This is a genomic window from Methylobacterium sp. Leaf108 (assembly GCF_001423265.1).
In the GTDB taxonomy this organism is placed as follows: Bacteria; Pseudomonadota; Alphaproteobacteria; order Rhizobiales; family Beijerinckiaceae; genus Methylobacterium.
The window spans coordinates 101,460-120,654 of sequence record NZ_LMND01000031.1 but is presented as its reverse complement, the minus strand read 5'-3'; the positions used below and the strand labels follow the sequence as shown (position 1 = coordinate 120,654).

Annotated in this window: 20 protein-coding genes; 13 read left to right on the top strand and 7 right to left on the bottom strand. The window is 71.5% G+C overall.

Annotated features, from left to right (window positions below; genetic code table 11):
- Window positions 1-95 precede the first annotated feature (95 nt).
- The 6 genes from ASF39_RS15260 to ASF39_RS15235 all read right to left on the bottom strand — a co-directional run bounded on the left by ASF39_RS15260 (window position 96) and on the right by ASF39_RS15235 (window position 6,122).
- Entirely contained in the window at window positions 96-917 is an 822-nt protein-coding gene (locus ASF39_RS15260) for a triphosphoribosyl-dephospho-CoA synthase (protein WP_056285433.1), read from the bottom strand.
- A complete protein-coding gene (locus ASF39_RS15255; RefSeq protein WP_056285430.1) occupies window positions 914-1,822 on the bottom strand; it encodes a RimK family alpha-L-glutamate ligase in 909 nt (302 codons plus the stop codon). Before ASF39_RS15255 ends, ASF39_RS15260 begins: the two co-directional genes overlap by 4 nt.
- Window positions 1,823-1,945: 123 nt before the next feature.
- Window positions 1,946-2,932 (bottom strand): methenyltetrahydromethanopterin cyclohydrolase, encoded by a 987-nt coding sequence (mch, locus tag ASF39_RS15250; RefSeq protein ID WP_056285427.1) that lies wholly within the window; start codon window positions 2,930-2,932, stop codon window positions 1,946-1,948.
- On the bottom strand, window positions 2,929-4,077 hold the full coding sequence (locus tag ASF39_RS15245; protein WP_056285761.1) for an ATP-grasp domain-containing protein: 1,149 nt from the start codon (window positions 4,075-4,077) through the stop codon (window positions 2,929-2,931). Before ASF39_RS15245 ends, mch begins: the two co-directional genes overlap by 4 nt.
- The gene (locus ASF39_RS15240) at window positions 4,074-4,967 is read right to left on the bottom strand and encodes an NAD(P)-dependent methylenetetrahydromethanopterin dehydrogenase (RefSeq protein WP_055889209.1); all 894 of its coding nucleotides are present in this window, start codon (window positions 4,965-4,967) and stop codon (window positions 4,074-4,076) included. The genes ASF39_RS15245 and ASF39_RS15240 overlap by 4 nt, the downstream gene beginning before the upstream one ends.
- Window positions 4,968-5,162: 195 nt before the next feature.
- Entirely contained in the window at window positions 5,163-6,122 is a 960-nt protein-coding gene (locus tag ASF39_RS15235; RefSeq protein ID WP_056285760.1) for a beta-ribofuranosylaminobenzene 5'-phosphate synthase family protein, read from the bottom strand.
- A gap of 338 nt (window positions 6,123-6,460) precedes the next feature.
- On the opposite strand from ASF39_RS15235, the gene ASF39_RS15230 reads away from it, so the two are divergent.
- The 4 genes from ASF39_RS15230 to ASF39_RS15215 all read left to right on the top strand — a co-directional run bounded on the left by ASF39_RS15230 (window position 6,461) and on the right by ASF39_RS15215 (window position 11,007).
- Entirely contained in the window at window positions 6,461-7,540 is a 1,080-nt protein-coding gene (locus tag ASF39_RS15230; protein ID WP_056285425.1) for a hypothetical protein, read from the top strand.
- Entirely contained in the window at window positions 7,534-9,177 is a 1,644-nt protein-coding gene (locus ASF39_RS15225; protein ID WP_055889203.1) for a formylmethanofuran dehydrogenase subunit A, read from the top strand. Before ASF39_RS15230 ends, ASF39_RS15225 begins: the two co-directional genes overlap by 7 nt.
- A gap of 79 nt (window positions 9,178-9,256) precedes the next feature.
- Window positions 9,257-10,213, top strand: coding sequence for a formylmethanofuran--tetrahydromethanopterin N-formyltransferase (gene fhcD / locus ASF39_RS15220; RefSeq protein ID WP_055889446.1), 957 nt, complete (start codon window positions 9,257-9,259; stop codon window positions 10,211-10,213).
- On the top strand, window positions 10,210-11,007 hold the full coding sequence (locus ASF39_RS15215) for a formylmethanofuran dehydrogenase subunit C (protein WP_055889200.1): 798 nt from the start codon (window positions 10,210-10,212) through the stop codon (window positions 11,005-11,007). The genes fhcD and ASF39_RS15215 overlap by 4 nt, the downstream gene beginning before the upstream one ends.
- A gap of 165 nt (window positions 11,008-11,172) precedes the next feature.
- On the opposite strand, the gene ASF39_RS15210 is transcribed toward ASF39_RS15215, so the two are convergent.
- Window positions 11,173-11,535, bottom strand: coding sequence for an endonuclease domain-containing protein (locus ASF39_RS15210; RefSeq protein ID WP_056285421.1), 363 nt, complete (start codon window positions 11,533-11,535; stop codon window positions 11,173-11,175).
- 176 nt (window positions 11,536-11,711) lie between these two features.
- Between ASF39_RS15210 and ASF39_RS15205 the strand changes: the two genes are divergently transcribed.
- From ASF39_RS15205 to ASF39_RS15165, 9 genes are all read left to right on the top strand, one after another.
- Window positions 11,712-11,918: a hypothetical protein gene (locus tag ASF39_RS15205; protein ID WP_055889197.1), complete on the top strand. Its 207-nt coding sequence runs from the start codon at window positions 11,712-11,714 to the stop codon at window positions 11,916-11,918.
- Between the two features lie 68 nt (window positions 11,919-11,986).
- The gene (locus ASF39_RS15200) at window positions 11,987-13,591 is read left to right on the top strand and encodes a HAMP domain-containing sensor histidine kinase (protein ID WP_055889194.1); all 1,605 of its coding nucleotides are present in this window, start codon (window positions 11,987-11,989) and stop codon (window positions 13,589-13,591) included.
- A complete protein-coding gene (locus ASF39_RS15195; protein WP_055889190.1) occupies window positions 13,588-14,292 on the top strand; it encodes a response regulator transcription factor in 705 nt (234 codons plus the stop codon). The genes ASF39_RS15200 and ASF39_RS15195 overlap by 4 nt, the downstream gene beginning before the upstream one ends.
- A gap of 300 nt (window positions 14,293-14,592) precedes the next feature.
- Window positions 14,593-14,682, top strand: a complete 90-nt coding sequence (pqqA, locus tag ASF39_RS15190) for a pyrroloquinoline quinone precursor peptide PqqA (RefSeq protein WP_055889187.1) — start codon at window positions 14,593-14,595, stop codon at window positions 14,680-14,682.
- A gap of 57 nt (window positions 14,683-14,739) precedes the next feature.
- Window positions 14,740-15,639, top strand: a complete 900-nt coding sequence (gene pqqB / locus ASF39_RS15185) for a pyrroloquinoline quinone biosynthesis protein PqqB (RefSeq protein ID WP_056285418.1) — start codon at window positions 14,740-14,742, stop codon at window positions 15,637-15,639.
- Between the two features lie 177 nt (window positions 15,640-15,816).
- Complete coding sequence (pqqC, locus tag ASF39_RS15180) at window positions 15,817-16,893, top strand: pyrroloquinoline-quinone synthase PqqC (RefSeq protein WP_056285415.1); 1,077 nt, start codon at window positions 15,817-15,819, stop codon at window positions 16,891-16,893.
- Entirely contained in the window at window positions 16,890-18,047 is a 1,158-nt protein-coding gene (pqqE, locus tag ASF39_RS15175) for a pyrroloquinoline quinone biosynthesis protein PqqE (RefSeq protein WP_055889171.1), read from the top strand. Before pqqC ends, pqqE begins: the two co-directional genes overlap by 4 nt.
- Window positions 18,044-18,769 carry a hypothetical protein gene (locus ASF39_RS15170; RefSeq protein ID WP_056285412.1) on the top strand — a complete coding sequence of 242 codons (726 nt, stop codon included), beginning with the start codon at window positions 18,044-18,046 and terminating at the stop codon, window positions 18,767-18,769. Before pqqE ends, ASF39_RS15170 begins: the two co-directional genes overlap by 4 nt.
- 31 nt (window positions 18,770-18,800) lie before the next feature.
- Complete coding sequence (locus tag ASF39_RS15165) at window positions 18,801-19,121, top strand: hypothetical protein (protein ID WP_244472437.1); 321 nt, start codon at window positions 18,801-18,803, stop codon at window positions 19,119-19,121.
- Window positions 19,122-19,195: the final 74 nt, after the last annotated feature.

Below are 19,195 nucleotides of genomic sequence, written 5' to 3'. Positions count from 1 at the left end.
GCTCCTGCCCGGAACAACCCGCCTGCGGCCGGGAGGGTGCGGAATTATCGAGCGGCCGCCATCCGGGGGCGAGGAGGGCTCGCCGGCCGTCGGGCTCACGCCACGGGCAGGGCGAGGGCGTCGCAGAACAGGGTCGCCACGGTGAAATCGGCGCTGGTGCCCGGGTTGATCGCCTCGGCCTTCAGCCGCGCGTCGTGGGCGAGCAGGGCGGAAACGGGGCCCGTCGCCAGGTCGAGGGACAGCAGGGCCCGGGCTTCGCTCCGCACCGCCTCGGCCCGGGCCGCCCCGTGCTTGCGGGCCACATGGCTGTCGGGCACGGCCGCGAGATAGGCGAGGAACACGGCTGTGGTCGTCCAGGGCGGCGCCAGCCCGCGGCCACGGGCGGCGGCCAGGGCCGGCAGGCCGATGGCGGCAAGATCCGAGAACCCGGTGACGTAGGCCCCGGCGATGCGGTCGCGCGGGGCGGCCTCGGCCATCGCCGCCAGCAGCGAGGCGGGGGCGGCCTCGTGGACGTCGTGGCGCGCCGCGGCGCCGAGCCCGCCCGGATTGGCGATCCGGATCGCGGCGAAGACGTCGGCGGCGTCCTGCGCCTCCAGCCCGTCCAGCACGTCGCCGAGCGGGATGCCGCGTTCGGCGGCCATGGCCAGCGGGGCGCACAGGAGCAGGATGCCGAGGTTGGTGTTCTGGCCCACGGCCGCCATCGTGGCCTCGACCCCGCCCAGCACCCGTTGCCCGAGGCCGGCCCCGGCCTTGGCGAGGTGGGGCGCCGAGACGGCGGCGCTGGTGACGAAATCGGCCGCGTCCATGCGGTGGCCGGCCGAGAAGACGTGGACGTTGCCGGGCTTCAGCGCGTCGAGTTCGGCCAGGCAGCAGGCCTCGTAGGCCGCCGCGACGGCGGCGGGCGGGAGCAGCGTCACATCACCACCAGCCGCGGGGCGTGGCCGGCGCGCACCGCCGCGAGGAAGCCGCGCGCCACGCTGAGCGCGATGTCGACCTCGGTGACCTTCTGCAGGCCCGACCAGGCCGGCATCGAGTTCACCTCGAGCACCTGGTAGCCGCCCTCCCCGTCCTCGACGAGGTCGACGCCGGTGTAGTCGACGCCCACCGCCTGCGCGGTGCGCTCGGCGAGGTCGGCGGCCTGGCGCGGCATCGCCCAGGGCAGCGGCCGGCCGCCGCGATGGACGTTGGTGATCCAGCCGTCGCCCTCGCGGATCATGCCGGCGATGGCGCGGCCCTCGCAGACGAAGACGCGGAAGTCGCGCCACAGCCCGTCGCTGCGCGGCACGTAGCGCTGCAGGTAGTAGACCCGCGACACGGCCGCCTCGTCGGGCAGGTCCTCCGGTCGTTCGACGAGCTGGAGCCCCTCTCCCTGCGACCCGAACAGGGGTTTCAGGACCAGCGGACGGCCCGGGGCCGCCTCGCGGGCGACGATGGCGGCGGCGGCCTCGCGCCTCGAGACCACGAAGGTGTCGGGCGTCGGCAGGCCGGCGCGGGCGATGAGCAGGCTCGTCATCGCCTTGTCCACGGAGCGCTCGATGGCCACGGGCGCGTTCCAGACGGTGGTGCCCGCCGCCACCAGGGCGTGCAGCACGCCGAGCCGCATGGTGGTCGCCTCGAAGGTCCCTCCGGCGACGGTGCGCAGGAGGACGCCGTCCGGCAGGCCGTCGGGGAAGCCCGGCACCCGCAGCGGCTCGCCCCCGTCGGTGACGATGGCGACGTCGGCCAGCGAGAACAACACCGGCTCGGCCCCGAGCGTCCGCAGGGCCGCCAGGAGGCGCCCCTTGTGCCAATTGCCGTTGTCGGCGGCGAGCCCGATGCGCATGGAGGTTTTCTCTGACGTCACCCGCCCCCTTCGTGGGGAGGGTGGCCCACGAAGGGGGTCGGGAGAGGGGATCGCCGCCATATCCGAAGCGGTCGCGATCCCCCGTCTACCCTGTGGAAGTGCTCAGCTGAACGAGGCTTCCACCAGCTCGGGCATCAGCTTGCCCCCGCGAAAGCTCTCGCCGGTGGTGAGCGAGGTCACGATGACCTCGGCCGGGCTGAACAGGGCGCCGTCGATCTTGTAGAAGTCGCCGTTCACCCGCGAGAAGATGTCGGCGAAGGGCGCGCCGTGGTCGGCGGAGGTCGTCGAGGGCAGCTGCTCGGCGAGCTGGCGGGCGTCGGCCGAATCGGCCTCCACGAACAGCTGCACCCGGCCGCCGTAGATGATGGCGTCGTTGGTGCGGCCCATCGCCTTGACGAAGTCGGGATGCTGGGGCGAGAGCGGCGCCGAGCCGATGCCGTCCACGATCTTGTGGAGGTCGAAGCCGACCGTGTGGGCCTTGTGCAGGGCGACCTCGAGGACGCGGGCCACCACCTGGGTGGAACCGGCGAGGCTCTGGGTCGGCGCGTAGATGAAGGTCACGGCCTCGGGCGACAGGCCTGCCGCCTCGGCGACCTTGGCGACGACGGAGGCCGGGGGCGCGCTGGCGCTCTCCAGCACCAGGGCGGTGGCGCCGGCGGCATCGCGATACCCGAGTTCCTTGTAGAGGTCCTCGACCACCGCCAGCGCCCGGCCGGGGCCCGACCCCAGGGCGAAGAAGCCGGAATCGCCGGTCTCGTCGGCGAGACTCCAGCCGGCGTACTGGCTGCCGAGGCAGGCGAGCACCGGATCGGCGGCATGGACCACCACCGAATACGGCCAGGCCGCGATCGGCCCGGTGGGGGAGATCGTGACGGTGCCCAGCCCCCCGAGGCAGATCTCGGCGATGCGCCGGCCGGCCTCGATCGATCCGCGCGCGCGAGCGCCGGCATCGACCATGCGCGCGCCGTGCTGTGTGGTCACCGACAGGCGCAGGCTCTCGGCCTCGGCCACCAGCCGCTCCACCAGGGGGGCGGTGAGGCCGTTGAGGCTCGGGCTGGTGCGGACGGGGCCGGTGTGGGTCGTGCTCATCGATGGACTCCTTGAGAACCGAGGCGGGCGCGGAGCCTGTCGGCCCTCGCCTGCGAGATCGCGCGCGCGTCCGATGCGTCCCGTCCCGTGGCGACCACCGTGCAGAGCGGCGCCCCCCGTGCGACCGGGGAGCCGGCGCGGGGGCGGTCACGCACGTGGTCGGGCCAGTCGAGGGGGGGCACCGGGGCGTAGTCGGTGGTCGCGTAACAGATCCGCGCGGCCGCCGCATCCACCGGAACGTCGCCGACGGACAGGAGACGGCCGAGATGGGCCGCCACATGCGCCGACAGCAGCGGTTCTGGGCGCCGGTCGAGGACGTCGAGGGTGGCACCGGGGCGCGGGTTGATCTCCATGAGCCACCAGGCCCCGCCGTCGACCAGGATGTCGGCGCTGGCGAGCCCCGTGAGGCCGGTGGCGGAGACGAGCGCCGCCGCCGCCCGCGTCACCGCGGCGACGAGGGCGGGAGGCAGCAGGGGCGTGGCGTCCCGCGCCTGCTCGACGGCGCCGCCGTAGCGGAAGGGCCGGATCCGCGAAGGGTCGCTCCATTGCGCCGTGACCCCGACCGCGGCGATGTCGCGGCCGTCGGCGAGGAAGGCGAGGGCGTGGGCATTTCCTCTTACCCGCGCCTGGAGATAGGCGCCCGGCGGCGGCGCGGCGGCGGTCGCCGCGCGGATGTGGCTGCCGCCCGAGCCGCCGTCCCGCTTCAGGAGCCAGGCCTTCGGGTCGGCGACCGCCCCGCGGGTGACCGCCGGATGCGGGATGGCGAGGCGCTCGCACAGGGACGCGAAGCGGATCGGGTCCTTCAGCGCCGCCACCGCATCGGCCGAGGCGCCGAGCAGGCGATGGCGCGTCGCGATTCTCGCGATGAGGTCGGGGGCATCCTCGAAGCCTGAGCCGAGCACGATGCCCAGCGGCGTCGGGCCGGTGGCCGCGAGGTCGTCGAGGTGCGCCAGCAGGGCGTCGCCGTCGAGGCGGCCGGCGCCGAACCGCCCCGCCGCCAGCCGGTGGCGTCCCGCCAGCGCCAGGGTGTCGGCATCGCCGAACAGGTCGACCACCAGGGGGACGAGCCCGGCCCGGCGCGCCGCCTGCGCCAGGGCGCGGCCCGATTGCGCCGCGACGAGGATCGTGTCCGCGGACCGGTTCAGCCGGCGACCTCGACGGCCACCGTGTAGGCATCGCGGAAATCGAGGATCAGCGGCTCGGGCGCCTCGAGCATCCGCCGGAGCAGGCGCGACTGGGTCTGGTACTTGACGTTGCCCACCGCCAGCGCGCCGATGCCGATGCCCTTGCCGGTGGGCAGGGCCACGTCGACGGCGTTGACGTCGATGCCCGCGATGCCGGCGGGGGGCACGGCGTTGACGTCCGAGGCCACCAGGAGGCGAGGCGCCGATTCGAGGTCCTCGGCCGAAAGGATCGAGACGCCGGCCGGGCCGGCCGAGAGGATGACGTCGGCGTCCCGGATGGCGGCGCGGCGCGCCTCCGCGTTCGAACCGTCGACGGCGCCGACGTCGATGCCGAAGCGCCACTTCATGGTGAAGGCGATCTTGCTCACCCGCTCCTCGCCGTCGTGGCCGACGATGACGGTCTTGGCGCCTTCGAGCGCGCCGATCACCGCCGCCACGTAGGCGACGACGCCGGCGCCCCCGAAGATCACGATGCGCTTGTCCTTGAGGTCGGTGTCGAACTTCGCCTTCAGCGCGCGGGTCACCTCGGCGACCATGGCCGCACCCGTGGTGAAGGAGCCGGCGGGATCGGCGATGATGTGGTTGGCGAAGGGCGGCACCAGGGCCTTCCTGGCCCGGTCCACCATGTCGAGGGCGTCCTCGGCGTTCTTGCCGCCGATGAAGATGCCGGTGCGGATCCCGTCCTGGGGGGAGCGCGAAAAGATCGAATCCTGCACCAGGGAGGTCACGTCGGGCAGCGTCACGTCGGTGTAGGTGGCGATGGTCTCGAAGCCGGCATCGATGGCCATGTTCACGTCGAACGGGCTCATGTGCTTGAGCGGGGTCAGCATGTGCAGGATCGAGCGGGCCATCGTCGGTTTCCTCGGATCTGGCGTGTCGGATCAGGCGTATCGGCGCCGGCGTACGTTCGGTGCGTTGAAGGACGGCGGGCCGACGAGGTCAAGCGCGGCCGGGGCGGCGACCCTGCCACGCCCTCTCTTAAGGTGCCGTGACCGTCACGTGACCGCGCAGACGTCAGGCCGAGGGGATTTCAGGCCGAGGAGACGTCAGGCCGAGGAGACGTCGGCACCGGTGTTGCGGCCCCGCGCGACGAGGAAGCGCAAAGGTCCGGGCCGCTGCAGGCTCGCCACCAGGGCCCGCGCCTCGGCTTCGGAGGCCACGAGCGCGAAGCCGGTGGGCCCCCACGAGCTCTGGCCGTAACCGGCCACCCCCTGCGCCGCGATGGCGGCGAGCACCTCGGCGACGCGGGGGCTGGCGAACCGCCCGCCCTGGTGGGGTGCGAAGTGGTCGCCGACGAGGCGCTGGATGGTGCTGATGCCGGCCCCGAAGCCCTGCGGCTCCGCGGTGGCGAGCGCGGGCAGGATCTGCATCAGCACGATGCGGCAGATCTCGGCGGCCTCGCCTTCGGGGAACCGCGGCAGGTCGCGGAAAGCCTCGACCTCGCGGCTGCCGTGGACGCCGGTCATCGCCTCGTCGAGGATGAGGACCACCCGCCAGGCGTCCGGATAGGGCAGCCGCGCGATCACGGGGGGTGGGGCGCCGCCGGCATCGCGGCCGCCGTCGACGATGAGCCCCCCTTGCGTGAAGGCGGCGAGCCCGACCCCGGAGCGGTTGCCCCGATCGAGGACGTCGGCGAAGTCGGCGGGTGCGAAGGGCCGTCCGTGCAGGGCGGCCAGGGCCGCCGCCACGGCGAGCGCGAGCTGCGTGCCCGAGCCGAACCCGGCATGCGCCGGAATCGCCGACTCGATCCGGATCGCCACGTCGGGGGGCAGGTCGAGGTGCTTGGCCGCCGCCAGGACGTAGCCGCGGACCCGCTCGACCTCCGGTCCGGTGACGATCGTGCCGGGGGCGCGTTCGGCGGTGAGGGCGACCGCCGGCGTGTCGAGGGCGAGCCCGATGCTGCCGAAACGCCGGCCGAGGCCGCCGTGCAGGTCGAGGAACCCGAAATGCAGGCGGGCCGGGGCGCGGACCGCGACGCGGGCCGGCAACGCTTCGGGGGTCTCCATCACTTCGGGGGTCTCCACCACGACGATCCCCTCGATCCTCTTCGACGGCGCGGCCGACGACGCCGCGCGGGCTTCTCCCACGGCGGCGGGAGGCCTCGCAAGCCGCGTCGCACGAAACCTGGTCGACCACGGACGGTGCCGGAGAAATCGCGCCCCGGGACTTGCTTGCGGCGTTGCGCGAATGCAAACGTCCCCGCCGGGCCCCCTCGGGAGCCCGCACGACGTGACCGGCCGGACCCGAGTAGACGGCATCCGATCGACGGAGACGGCGTCCGATCGAAGCCGGGCACAACGGCCGGCAGCGCGACAGCGGCGCGCGTTTCCCGAAGGTGAGGACCATGGCAGCCTGGGTTAAGGGTGGCGCGACCGACGCCGACGCGGCGATCAAGGCCGCCGCCGATCTGCTGGCCGGCGCCCGGACACCCGTCTTCGCCGGCCTCAACGCCGACGTCGCGGCCCTCCGCGCGGCCTACGGCCTGGCCGGGGTCATCGGCGCCTCCCTCGATTCCGTCGCCGCCCCCGCCCTCTACGCCGAACTCGGCGTCCTCAGCCGGGCCGGCGCCATGCTCACCACCGCCGCCGAGGCGGTCGGGCGCGCCGATGTCGTGCTGGTGATCGGCAGCGCGCCGTGGGACCGTCCCATCGTCGCCGAGATCGCCGCGGCCGCACCCCGGCGCGGCCGCGCCGCCGGCTCCGAACGCACCCTTCTTTCGCTCGGGAGCCCGAGCAACGGCGCCACCCGCCACGTCTCCTACCCCGTCGAGGACGGCGGCCTCGCGGTCTCGATCGCGCACCTGCGGGCCTTCGCCAAGGGCAACCTGTCCGGCGAGGCCGCCTATGCCGACCTCGCCCGTCGCCTCGCCGCCGCCCGGTTCGGGGTGGTGCTCTACGAGCCCGCAGAGGTGGGCGAACTCGGCGTCGAGATGCTGCAGGGCCTCGTCAAGGACCTCAACGAGACCACGCGCTTCTTCGCCCTGCCCATCGCCGACCCCTTCCAGGGTCGCGCCCTGGTGCAGCTTTCGGCCTGGACCACCGGACAGGCCCCGCGCACCGGCTTCGGCCGATCCCTGCCCGAGCACGACCCCTGGCGCTTCGACAGCGAGCGCCAGGTCCGCGCGGGCGAGGCCGATGCCGTCGTGTGGCTCGCCACCCTGCCCGCCCCGCGGCCGGATTGGCTCGGCTCGGTGCCCTCGGTCGCCATCGTCGGCGAGGGCGGCACCGACGCCACCGGCGACGCCGCCGAGGTCGTGATCGCCGTGGGCGTCCCGGGCGAGAGCGCGGGCGGCACGCTCTGGGACGAGCGCCGGGGCACGCTGGGCTATCGCGCCGCCGCCGGGCAGCCCGCCGCGCTGACCGCCGCAGCGGTCCTCGACGCGATCCGCGCGCACCTCACTGTGAAGGACCTTGCCGCATGCTGACGCTGATCAGGGGTGGACGGGTCGTCGATCCCACCGCCGGCCGCGACGCCGTCGGCGACGTCTGGATCGAGGACGGCCGCATCGTGGCGCCCTCGCAGCGCGCCCCCGACAGCACCGTCGACGCCACCGGCTGCGTCGTGATGGCCGGCGGCGTCGAGGTGCATTCGCACATCGCCGGCGGCAACGTGAACATGTCGCGCCTGCTCCTGCCCGACCTCTATGCCAGCGAGGCGGCGCCCGAGGGCCATCCCTTCGCCCATGCCGGCGGCTCCGCCGCCTGGATCGGCGCCAACTACGCCCGGATGGGCTACACCACGGCGGTGGAGCCGGCGATGCCGCCCGCCAACGCGCTCTCGACCCAGCTCGAACTCGCCGACATCCCGCTCCTCGACCGCGGCGCGCTCGCCGTGTTGGGGAACGACGACCAGCTCCTCGAGCTCCTGCGCCAGCGCGAGGGCGCCAACGCGGTGCGCGACCTCGTGGCCCTCAACGTCGCCACCTCGCGGGCGCTGGGCGTCAAGTGCATCAATGCCGGCGGCGCCTCGGCCTTCAAGGACGGCGTGCTCAAGCTCAGCCTCGACGACGAGATCCCGGTCTACGGCCTCTCGACGCGCAAGATCATGACGGCGCTCCTCGACGCCGTCGAGGAGATCGGGGTGCCCCACCCCCTCCACGTCCATTGCAACAACCTCGGCATCCCCGGCGCCGACGATTCGTTCGTCGCGACGATGGAGGCGGCGGAAGGCCGGCGCATCCACTTCGCCCATGCCCAGTTCTACGCCTATGCCGTCTCCGACCCGTCCGACCCCTCCGTGGGCGGGTTCCGTTCGGCGGCGGCCCGGATCGCGGAGGCGATGGAGAAGCATCCCAACGCCACCTACGACGTCGGCCAGGTCGCCTTCGGCCAGACCGTGACGATCTCGCTGGACATCCTGCGCCAGTTCGCCGGGCGCAAGGGCGCCAACCCGAAGAAGTGGATCCTCACCGCGGGCGATGCCGAGGGCGGCGGCGTGGTGCCGTTCCTCTACAAGCCGCGCGGCGCGGTCAGCTCCCTGCAATGGGCGATCGGCCTCGAGCTGATGCTGCTCTCGGGCGACCCCGAGCGCACCATCCTCACCACCGACCACCCCAACGGCGGCCCCTTCACCGAATACCCGCGCATCATCCACTGGCTGATGGACAAGGAGGCCCGCGACCGCGAGATCGCGAGCCTGCATGCGGTGATCGGCGAGCGCTCCGGCCTCGGCGCCATCGAGCGCGAATATACCCTGTCCGAGATCGCGCAGCTCACCCGCTCCGGGCCGGCCAAGCTGCTGGGCCTCACCGACCGCGGCCACCTGCGCGAGGGCGCCCGCGCCGATGTCGCGGTCTACCGCGACGACCGCGACCGCACCGCCATGTTCGCCCGGGCGAAACTGGTGTTCAAGGACGGCCAGGTCGTCGTCGAGGACGGCGAGGTGGTGTCCTGGCGCTCGGGCCACACCCTCGCACTGTCGGTGGAATCCGATCGTGCGATGGAGAAGCGCACCGACGCCTACCTGGTCGACCGCTTCGGCGCCGGCCTCGACAGTTTCGCCGTGCCCGACGAGGCGTTCTCCACGCCCGACGCCTTCGAGGACGTGGCATGCCTGGCGTGATCGCGAGGGTTCGTTGCGTCCCGCACGGGACCGTCCGGGCCAGTGGGACGACACGTGGCGTCAAGAACCGGTGACCGAGATGTCTGACTTCACCCTCAACGGCATCACCGTCGTCGACACCTTTGCCGAGGCGTTCGACGTCGCCGGGACGGCGCTGATCATCACCAACGACACCGCCAAATGGGCGATGATCGCGGCCGTCACGATGACCGGGTTCGCCACCTCCGTCATCGGCTGCGGCGCCGAGGCCGGGATCGATTGCGAACTGTCGCCGGACGAGACGCCGGACGGGCGCCCCGGCGTGCGCGTGCTGCTGTTCGGCTTCGAGCCCAACGGCCTCAAGGACCAGCTCCTCAAGCGCGTCGGCCAGTGCATCCTCACCTGCCCCGGCACCGCCTGCTATGCCGGCGTCGAGGGCCCCCACAAGATCAAGCTCGGGGGCGCCATCCGCTACTTCGGCGACGGCTTCGCCGTGGCCAAGCGCCTGCCCGACCCCGCCACGGGCAAGGCCCGGCGCTACTGGCGCATCCCGGTGATGGACGGCGAGTTCCTGTGCGAGGACTTCGTGCGCGCGGTGGACGGTGCCGTGGGCGGCGGCAACCTGCTGTTCCTCGGGCGCACCCACGCCGGGACGCTGAAGGTGGCCGAGATCGCCGTGGACGCCGCCCGCGCGGTGTCCGACGTCATCCTGCCCTTCCCCGGCGGTATCGTCCGCTCGGGCTCGAAGGTGGGGGCGCGCACCAAGGGCATGATGGCCTCCACCAACGACGCCTATTGCCCGACGCTCAAGGGCAGGGCCGGCTCTGAGCTGGCGGCCGAGGTCGGCGTGGTGCTGGAGATCGTCATCGACGGCCTGACCTCGCGTTCGGTGGCCGAATCCATGCGCGCGGCCCTGCATGCCTCCACCGAGGCCGGGGCTGCCCACGGCCTCGTGGCGGTGACGGCGGGCAACTACGGCGGCAATCTCGGCCGCCACCATTACCACCTCAAGGATCTCCTCTCGAAGGAGCCGGCGGCCGAGGCGACAGCGTCATGAGCACCCTCACCCTGCGCCAGGAGCCGCCCGAGCGGCTCGACCTCCTCCCCGTCACCCCGCTCTCGCTGTCCGGCCTGTCCGAGGCCGAGGCGGCGCGCCTGCCCGTCGGCACCAGCCGGCGCGGGCTGACGCTGGGCGATTGCTTCTCCCTGTCGCTCGACGGCTCCGACACGCTCACCATCGAGGGCGGATCCGCGCGCCTCGACGGCGTCGGCGGCTCCCTGAGCGGCGGCGTCATCCGGGTCGTCGGCGACGTCGGCCAGCGGCTGGGTGCCGGCATGAGCGGGGGGACGCTCACCGTCACCGGCTCGGCCGGACCCTTCGCCGGAGCGGGCGCCACCGGCGGCACCATCACGATCGAGGGGGATGCCGGCGACCATGCCGGCGGGGCGGTCTATGCCGCCAAGGCCGGCCTCGACGGCGCCACCCTGGTGATCCGGGGCCGGGCCGGCGACCACCTCGGCGACCGCATGCGCCGCGGCCTGCTCCTCGTGGGCCAGGCCGGCGCCTATGCCGGCGCCCGCATGATCGCCGGTACCATCGCCGCGCAGAGCGTCGGCGACCATCCCGGCTACGGCATGCGCCGGGGCACGATCCTCACCGGCGGCCACGGCGCCCTGTCCCCGAGCTTCGTCGCCACCGGCACCCACGACCTGGTGTTCCTGCGCCTCCTGGCCCGCTCCCTGCGCACGATCAGCGCCACCCATGCCGACCTCGCCGCCGGGGCGCTCACGCGCTACTCGGGCGACCTCGCGACCCTGGGCAAGGGGGAATTGTGGGTGGCGGCGGGCTGAGGGGCCTCTATGACATCATCCTGACGGTCCTCGTCGAGGCGCGGGTTCCCTCTCCTGGAAGGAGAGGGTCAGGGTGAGGTGAGAGGTTTGTCCGGAGAGGTCGCACACCTCACCCCAACCCTCTCCTTCCAGGAGAGGGAGCACCGGCGTGCCGCCCGCGATCGATCAAACCGCTCCAGGCTGCGCGATGGCCATGAGGATCGTTTCTCGCACGCCGTCGAGGTTGTCGTAGACATCTGCGTTGGTCACGCGCAGCACATGAAACCCGCAGGTTTCGAGCACCAGCGTCCGCAGTCTATCCCTCTCTCGTTCGTCGGCCGTTCCATGTGTTGCCCCGTCCACTTCGATGACGAGTTTGGCGTCGTGGCAGACGAAATCGACGATGAACCGGTCGATCGGAGATTGGCGGCGGAATTTCCAGCCGTTCAACCGACGGCCTCGGAGAGCCTGCCAGAGCTTGGATTCCGCCCACGCCGGCTCCGCCCGTAAACGCGCTGCTCTATTCCCGGTTTTCGTCTCGGCTGTCATCGGGAGCGCGAAGCCTGCAATATCCGGAGCACCTATCGCATCGTCGATCCTGAGGCGACGTGGCGCAGACTTTGCCGACGACGGGTCTTGCCTTGGCGATCTGGTTCCGTGACGTTTGATGAACCGGACCAGCGACTGCATCCGGTGCCGTTTCACCGTCAGGCGAGCCCGGACCGATGCTCCTCCTTCTCTCCGTCTGCCTCATCGCGCAGCCCGATCAATGCCGCGAAGATCGCATCAGCATGTCGTTCGAGGCGCGCAGCCCCTTCGTCTGCCTGCGCCACGCCCAGAGCACGCTGGCCACCTGGCAGGCCGAGCATCCCGAATGGCATGTGGCCCGCTGGCGCTGTGCCGTGCGCGGGAGCTTGCCCAAGGACCTCTAGGCGGTTCATCTGCCCCTCGAGCGGCGGTCCGGTCGGGCGTCGCGGGCGGGTATGGACGGTGTGAGACGATGCGGTCCCTGAAAGTCCGGTTCGCGCTTCTCCTCGGCGCGACGGCGGTCCTCGTCGTCCTCGCCGCCCTCGGGGTCCTCGCCGCCATCGGCGCCGCCGAGCGCGCCATCGACCGGACCCTGGCCGCGCAGGGGCGCCTCGAACTGCTGGTCGAACTCTCCGGACGGATGACGCAGTACGGGCTGGCCGCCCTCGAGGCCGTGAGCAACCCCGACGCCCAGCCTGAGGGGCTGGCCCTGGCCCGCACCGCCGTCGACAAGGCCCTGACCGCGGTGGACGATTCCCTCGGGCGCACCATCGTGGCCAGCAACGATCCCCTCGACCGCACCCTCTACGCCGCCCGCACCCGCCCGATGGCGCAACTGCGCTCGGCGCGGGTGGTGCTCGACCGGCAGGTCACCCAGGTGCTGCGCAAGTCCGAGGACGAACAGCGCAAGGCGGCGATCCGCGGCGCCCTCAACGGGTTCGGCGCCATGACAGGCCAGCCGCTGTCGTTCCTGATCGAGGTCGAGCGCCGCTCGATGATCGCCGGATCGGACGAGGCCCGCGACCTGTCGGGCCGGCTGCGGATCGCCGCCTTCGCGGCGGCCGTCTTCGCCCTCGCGGTGGTGCTGGTGCTCTACCGCGGCGTCACCCGCCCGACCCTGGCGCGGATCGAGGCGATCCGCCGGGCCGCCGGTGCCGTCGGCCGCGGCGAACTCGACACCCGTCTTTCGGTGGCCACCCGCGACGAACTCGGGTTGCTCGTCGCCAACTTCAACCGCATGGCCGCGCGCCTCGCCCGGCGCGAGGGCCGGCTGGCGGCGGACAGGGCCGCCCTTGAGGATACGGTGGCCGCCCGCACCCTGGACCTGCGCGCGGCCAACGAGCGCCTGGAGGCGGTGGACCGCTCGCGGCGCCGGTTCTTCGCCGACGTCAGCCACGAGTTGCGCACGCCGCTCACGGTCATCCTCGGCGAATGCGACATCGCCGCCCGTTCGTCCGGGCGCAACCTCGACCCCACCCCGGTCTTCTCCACCATCCGCAAGCGGGCGTTGCGCCTGCAGCGGCGGGTGGAGGACCTGCTGCGGGTCGCCCGCTCGGAATCCGGCCAGATCGAACTCGACCGCCGGCCCACGGACGCGGCCGCCATCCTCACCGATGCCGTCGACAGCATGGCCTCTGAGGCGGTCCGCCGGCGCGTGGCGCTGCGCCTCGAGACGCACGGGCACGAGGCCCGGGTGCTGGCCGACCGCGAGTGGCTGCGCCAGGTCGTCGAGAGCCTGGTGGACAACGCCATGCGCCACGCCCTCGGCCTGACCCGGGTCGTGGTCGCCCTGGAGGTCGGCGAGGCCGTGGCCACCCTCACGGTGAGCGACGACGGCCCCGGCTTCCCCGAGGCGGCCGAGGGGCTGTTCGAGCGGTTCCAGCGCGGCCCGCGCTCGGTGGAAAGCGGCTTCGGGATCGGTTTGGCCCTGGCGCGCTGGGTGATCGAACGCCATGATGGCGCGATCCGCATCGGGACGGCCGAGGGGGGCGGCGCCCGCGTGGCGCTCGACATCCCCCTCCTGGACGCCGATCCGGGCCACCCGATCGAGCTGACGCAGAAGGAGGGCGTGGCATGACGCGCATACTCATCGTGGAGGATGACGGCGACATCCGCGGCATGCTCGCCCGCGGCCTGGAGGCGGAGGGGTTCTCGGTGGGCGTCGCCGGCCGGGTCGACGACGCCCTGGCCGCCGCCCGCGACGACGCCCCGGAGGCCATCGTCCTCGATATCAACCTGCCGGACGGCTCGGGCCACGACGTCTGCCGCTCCCTGCGCGAGGGCGGCTATCCCGGCCCGATCCTGTTCCTGTCGGCCCGCGACGAGGTCCGCGACCGCGCCGAGGGCTTGGCGCTCGGCGCCGACGACTACATCGTCAAGCCGTTCGTGTTCGACGAGCTCCTGGCCCGCCTGCAGACCCACTTGCTACGGCGCAAGGCGTCGGAGCAGCCGCGCACCGTCATCACCGCCGGCCGGCTGATCCTCGACCTGACCATCCGCCAGGTCGCCTTCTCCGACGCCACCGCCCGGCTCACACCCCGCGAGGCCGAGGTGCTGGCCCTCCTGATGGACAGCGCCAACCAGCCGGTCTCGCGCGGCGACATCTTCGACAAGCTCTGGGCCGGCCAGGGCGGGCTCTCGCTCAACGTGGTCGACGTCTACGTCGGCTACCTGCGCACCAAGCTCTCGGACTTCGTGCGGCTCGGCGGCCCGGTGATCGTCACGGTGCGCGGACGCGGGTTCATGCTCGACCTGAAGGGGCAGGATTTTCGCCATTAGGCCCGCCGCGATCGGGCGACGGTGGTATCCGCGACCGCGGCTGCCGCGGGCGCACGGCGATCCCGCCGCCTGACCATCGCCGGGGGCGCGGCGTCGCGCCGCCCTGTCGCGAGGCTGCAGGATATGAGAACTTTCTAATGGCGCAGCGGGACGATTCGGCAATTTTGCGCTTGAAGATTCGGCGTAAAACGACGATACAGCTCCCGCGACAGAAATGACTGCGCCGTCAGTATCTTACGATCTTCTTAGTCGTCGATCCGGACACTGGCGACCCTTAAGAAACTGTATTGGAGAAACACCATGACCTGGGCTGCCCCCATCGTTTCCGAGATCTGCGTCGGCATGGAAGTCACGAGCTACGAGTCGGCCGAGATCGACACCTTCAACTGAGACCTTGTAACCAAGGTCGTGTGGAACCAGAGGATTGAAGGATAGCATCGGTTCGCCATGCATGTCGTGATCCTCGGTTCCGCCGCGGGCGGCGGCCTTCCCCAGTGGAACTGCCGCTGCCCCATCTGTTCCCTCGCCCGCACGGAGTCGGGGCGGGTCAAGCCCCGCACCCAGTCGAGCATCGCCGTCTCTCCCGATGGAGAACGCTGGCTCCTGGTGAACGCTTCGCCGGACATCCGGCAACAGATCTCCGATACCTCCGTGCTGCATCCGCGTGAGGGCCTGCGCCACTCGCCGATCCATGCCGTGCTCCTGACCAACGGCGACGTCGACCATGTCGCCGGCCTTCTCACCCTGCGCGAGGGCCAGCCCTTCACCCTCTACGGCACCGCCGGCATCCTCGATTCGGTGAACGGCAACCGGGTCTTCGACGTGATGGCGGCGGACGTGGTGCGCCGCGAGCCGATCCGTCTCGACTACGCCTTCGAGCCGGTCCCCGGCCTCACCGTCACCCTCTTCGCGGTGCCCGGCAAGGTGCCCCTGTGGCTCGAGGACGAGAGCATGGAGATCGGCGCCGAGACAGAGACCACGGTGGGCGCGATGATCGAGTCCGGCCCCAAGCGCCTCGCCTACATCCCGGGCTGCGCTCGCGTCACCGACGACCTCAAGGCGCGGATCGCGGGGGTCGACGCGCTCCTCTTCGACGGCACCGTCCTCCACGACGACGACATGATCCGGGCCGGGGTCGGCACCAAGACCGGCTGGCGCATGGGCCATGTGCCGATGACCGGTCCGGGCGGCTCGATCGAGGCCCTGGCCGACACGGACATCGGCCGGCGCATCTTCGTCCATATCAACAACACCAACCCGGTGCTGGTCGAGGATTCGGTCGAGCGCGACCGCGTCGAGAGCCGGAATTGGACCGTGGCCCATGACGGATTGAGCCTGACGCTCTAGGTCATGTGCGAGGTGCCCGCGTTCCTTCCGCCCAAGGGCGGAGTGACGCGTGCCCGGTGACGGACCTGGAAATTTAGTTCTCCGGTTCTTATAGGATGCGCAATATAATAGCGCGATCGGCACCCTCGACGGTGTCGCCCACGAACCATTCGGAAACGCCTCGAACGGACGAACGCCATGACCGCGCCCTTCCCGACTCCCAAGACCGAAGATGCCCAGCGCCTGCTCGGCCCCGACGAGATCGAGGCGGCCCTGCGCGACATCGGCGCCCGCCGCTACCACAACCTGCATCCGTTCCACCGCCTGCTGCACGACGGCAAGCTGAACAAGGATCAGGTCCGGGCCTGGGCGCTCAACCGCTACTACTACCAGGCGATGATCCCGGTGAAGGACGCCGCCGTTCTCGCCCGCATGGAGGATGCCTCCCTGCGCCGGGTCTGGCGCCAGCGCATCGTCGACCACGACGGCGACGCGCCCGGCGACGGCGGCATCGAGCGCTGGCTCAAGCTGGCGGAAGGGGTGGGCTTCGAACGCGCCTACGTTGAGTCGACGCAGGGCATCCTGTCGGCGACCCGCTTCTCGGTGGACGCCTACGTCCACTTCGTGAAGGAGCGTTCGCTCCTCGAGGCCATCGCCTCGTCGCTCACCGAGATGTTCTCGCCGACCATCATCTCCGAGCGCGTCGCGGGGATGCTCAAGAACTACGACTTCATCACCAAGGACACCCTGGCCTATTTCGACAAGCGCCTCACCCAGGCGCCGCGCGATGCGGAATTCGCCATCGACTACGTCAAGCAGCACGCCACCACGCCGGAGCTGCAGCGCAAGGCCATGGCGGCACTCACCTTCAAGTGCAACGTGCTGTGGACGCAGCTCGACGCCCTGTATTTCGCCTATGTCGCGCCGGGCATGATCCCGCCCGACGCCTGGACCCCCGGCACCGGGCTCGTGCCCGAGGTGACGCAGGCCGCCGGCACCGGGACGATCGGCGCCACCGACGTGCCGCGCCTGCCCCGCGGCGTGCGCCTGCGCCACGACGAGGTTCGCGGCCAGCACGTGCTGCTGGCGCCCGAGCGCACCTTCGACCTCGACGGCAACGCCGTCGCCGTGCTCTCCCTCGTGGACGGCAGGCGCACGGTGCGCGACATCGCGGGCGTGCTCGCCGAGACATACGCGGCCGATCGCGCGGTGATCGAGGTCGACGTCCTGGCGATGCTCAACGACCTGGCCACGAAACGGGTGCTCGAGCGATGAACGCCGTCACGCCGACCGGTCCCGTGTTGCCGGCCCCGGTCGGGCTGCTGGCGGAGCTGACGCATCGCTGCCCCCTGCGCTGTCCGTATTGCTCGAACCCACTCGAACTCGACCGGCGCTCGGGCGAGCTCGACACGGCCACCTGGCAGCGGGTGCTCACCGAGGCGGCGGGGCTCGGCGTGCTGCACGTCCACCTCTCGGGCGGCGAACCCACCGCGCGCAACGACATCGTCGAGATCACCGAGACCTGCGCCAAGCTCGGCCTCTACTCCAACCTGATCACCTCGGGCGTCGGCGGCGCGCTCGCCAAGCTCGACGCGCTCTACGACGTCGGCCTCGACCACGTTCAGCTGTCGGTGCAGGGCGTCGATGCCGCCAATGCCGAGAAGATCGGCGGCCTCAAGAACGCGCAGCCCCAGAAACTCGCCTTCGCCGAGCGGGTGACGCAGCTCGGCCTGCCGCTGACGCTCAACAGCGTGATTCACCGCGGCAATATCCACGAGGTCGAGGGCTTCATCGACCTCGCGGTGAAGCTCGGCGCCAAGCGCCTGGAGGTGGCCCACACCCAGTATTACGGCTGGGCCTACGTCAACCGGCCCGCTCTGATGCCGGACAAGGCCCAGGTCGACCGGTCGATCCGGATCGTCGAGGCGGCGCGTGAGCGGCTCAAGGGCCAGCTCGTCATCGACCTCGTGGTGCCGGACTATTATGCGAAATACCCCAAGGCCTGCGCCGGCGGCTGGGGCCGCAAGCTGATGAACGTCACCCCGGCCGGCAAGGTGCTGCCCTGCCACGCCGCCGAGACCATCAAGCAACTGGAGTTCTGGTACGTCACCGATCATTCGCTCGGCGACATCTGGGCGAACTCCCCGGCCTTCACCGCCTACCGCGGCACCGACTGGATGCAGGAGCCCTGCCGCTCCTGCGACCGGCGCGAGAAGGACTGGGGCGGTTGCCGCTGCCAGGCCCTGGCGCTGGCCGGCGACGCCGCCGCCACCGACCCGGCCTGCTCGCTCTCGCCCCTCCACGCCAAGGTCCGCGAACTCGCCACCGAGGAAGCGGCCGAGACCCCGCCCGACTACGTGTATCGCACCATCGGCAGTAACGCGGACCGCGCGGTCCGTTCGCCGCTGACGGAGGAAGCCCCCCAGTGAAGATTTTCGGACTGGCCGCGCTGATCGCGGTCCTGACATCGTCCGCTCTGGCGCAGACCGCCCCGCCCACCGAGGCCCCGCCCGTGGAGGCGGCCAAGCCGGACGCCGCCAAAGCGGATGTGCCCAACGCCTCCGACGTGCTGTTCGAACAGCCGCAGATGAAGAACGTCGCCCCCGGCACCACGCTCACCTACGGCTACCTGCGCCGCAGCGGCATCGAGAAGGCCCCGTTCGGCCCTCCCCTCGACGATCGCATCAAGCTGATGGTCGACCCGGGCGCCAACCCCGACACCCGCACCATCCGGGTCGAGATGTTCTCGGGCGCCAACCGCTTCCCTGCCGGCCCTTTCACCGACATGCCCGGCAATCCGGTGATGACGCTGTTCCTGGAGCATCACCTCAAGGATCTCGCCCGCGTCCTGATGGCCAACCCGCGCTACATCAAGAACGCCATCCGCAAGTCCCTGCGCGAGAACGCCACGGTGACGCCGGTCAAGGCGACCTTCAAGGGTCGGACGGTGGATGCCTGGCGCATCGAGACCCGGCCCTTCGTCGAGGACAGGATGAAGGATCGCATGCGCGGATTCGACAACCTGACCTACGTCTTCGTCACATCCGAGGCCGTTCCCGGCGAGCTGCTCTCCATCGAGGCGCAGTCCAAGAACCCGGAGGGCGGAGAACTCCTCGAGGAGAAGCTGAGCTATGATCAGAACGCTGGTTGAACGCGCCGCGGGCGCCCTCGTCGGTTTCGCCATGCTCGCCGGACCGGCGCTGGCCGTGGACGGCGAGAACGACTACCCCACCGAGGCGCGGGCCGATTACATCTTCGGCTGCATGGCGGCCAACGGCCAGTCGCGCGAGGCGCTGTCGCGCTGCTCGTGCTCGCTGGACGCCCTCGCCTCGATCCTGCCGTACGACAAATACGTGCAGGCGAGCACCGTGCTCTCGATGCGCCAGGGTATCGGCGCGCGCACGGCCCAGTTCAAGACCACCAAGGTGTTCGACGACCAGGTCGCCGACCTTCGGCGTGCCCAGGCCGAGGCCGAGATCCGCTGCTATCGCGGCAGCACCTGAGGGCCGGGCGTCGGTCCGTCCGCGAGCGCGGACCGGGCCCAGCGCCCTCGCGTTTTCGCCTTGCATGAGCGCCG

Excerpts from the sequence above, each read along its gene's own strand:
- pqqA (WP_055889187.1), top strand. The coding sequence starts at position 14,593 with ATGACCTGGGCTGCCCCCATCGTTTCCGAGATCTGCGTCGGCATGGAA.
- pqqC (WP_056285415.1), top strand. The coding sequence starts at position 15,817 with ATGACCGCGCCCTTCCCGACTCCCAAGACCGAAGATGCCCAGCGCCTG.
- ASF39_RS15230 (WP_056285425.1), top strand. The coding sequence starts at position 6,461 with ATGGCAGCCTGGGTTAAGGGTGGCGCGACCGACGCCGACGCGGCGATC.
- fhcD (WP_055889446.1), top strand. The coding sequence starts at position 9,257 with ATGTCTGACTTCACCCTCAACGGCATCACCGTCGTCGACACCTTTGCC.
- ASF39_RS15215 (WP_055889200.1), top strand. The coding sequence starts at position 10,210 with ATGAGCACCCTCACCCTGCGCCAGGAGCCGCCCGAGCGGCTCGACCTC.
- ASF39_RS15225 (WP_055889203.1), top strand. The coding sequence starts at position 7,534 with ATGCTGACGCTGATCAGGGGTGGACGGGTCGTCGATCCCACCGCCGGC.
- ASF39_RS15235 (WP_056285760.1), bottom strand. The coding sequence starts at position 6,122 with ATGGAGACCCCCGAAGCGTTGCCGGCCCGCGTCGCGGTCCGCGCCCCG.
- mch (WP_056285427.1), bottom strand. The coding sequence starts at position 2,932 with ATGAGCACGACCCACACCGGCCCCGTCCGCACCAGCCCGAGCCTCAAC.
- ASF39_RS15200 (WP_055889194.1), top strand. The coding sequence starts at position 11,987 with ATGCGGTCCCTGAAAGTCCGGTTCGCGCTTCTCCTCGGCGCGACGGCG.
- ASF39_RS15255 (WP_056285430.1), bottom strand. The coding sequence starts at position 1,822 with ATGCGCATCGGGCTCGCCGCCGACAACGGCAATTGGCACAAGGGGCGC.
- pqqE (WP_055889171.1), top strand. The coding sequence starts at position 16,890 with ATGAACGCCGTCACGCCGACCGGTCCCGTGTTGCCGGCCCCGGTCGGG.
- ASF39_RS15195 (WP_055889190.1), top strand. The coding sequence starts at position 13,588 with ATGACGCGCATACTCATCGTGGAGGATGACGGCGACATCCGCGGCATG.
- ASF39_RS15205 (WP_055889197.1), top strand. The coding sequence starts at position 11,712 with ATGCTCCTCCTTCTCTCCGTCTGCCTCATCGCGCAGCCCGATCAATGC.
- ASF39_RS15210 (WP_056285421.1), bottom strand. The coding sequence starts at position 11,535 with ATGACAGCCGAGACGAAAACCGGGAATAGAGCAGCGCGTTTACGGGCG.
- ASF39_RS15165 (WP_244472437.1), top strand. The coding sequence starts at position 18,801 with ATGCTCGCCGGACCGGCGCTGGCCGTGGACGGCGAGAACGACTACCCC.
- ASF39_RS15240 (WP_055889209.1), bottom strand. The coding sequence starts at position 4,967 with ATGGCCCGCTCGATCCTGCACATGCTGACCCCGCTCAAGCACATGAGC.
- pqqB (WP_056285418.1), top strand. The coding sequence starts at position 14,740 with ATGCATGTCGTGATCCTCGGTTCCGCCGCGGGCGGCGGCCTTCCCCAG.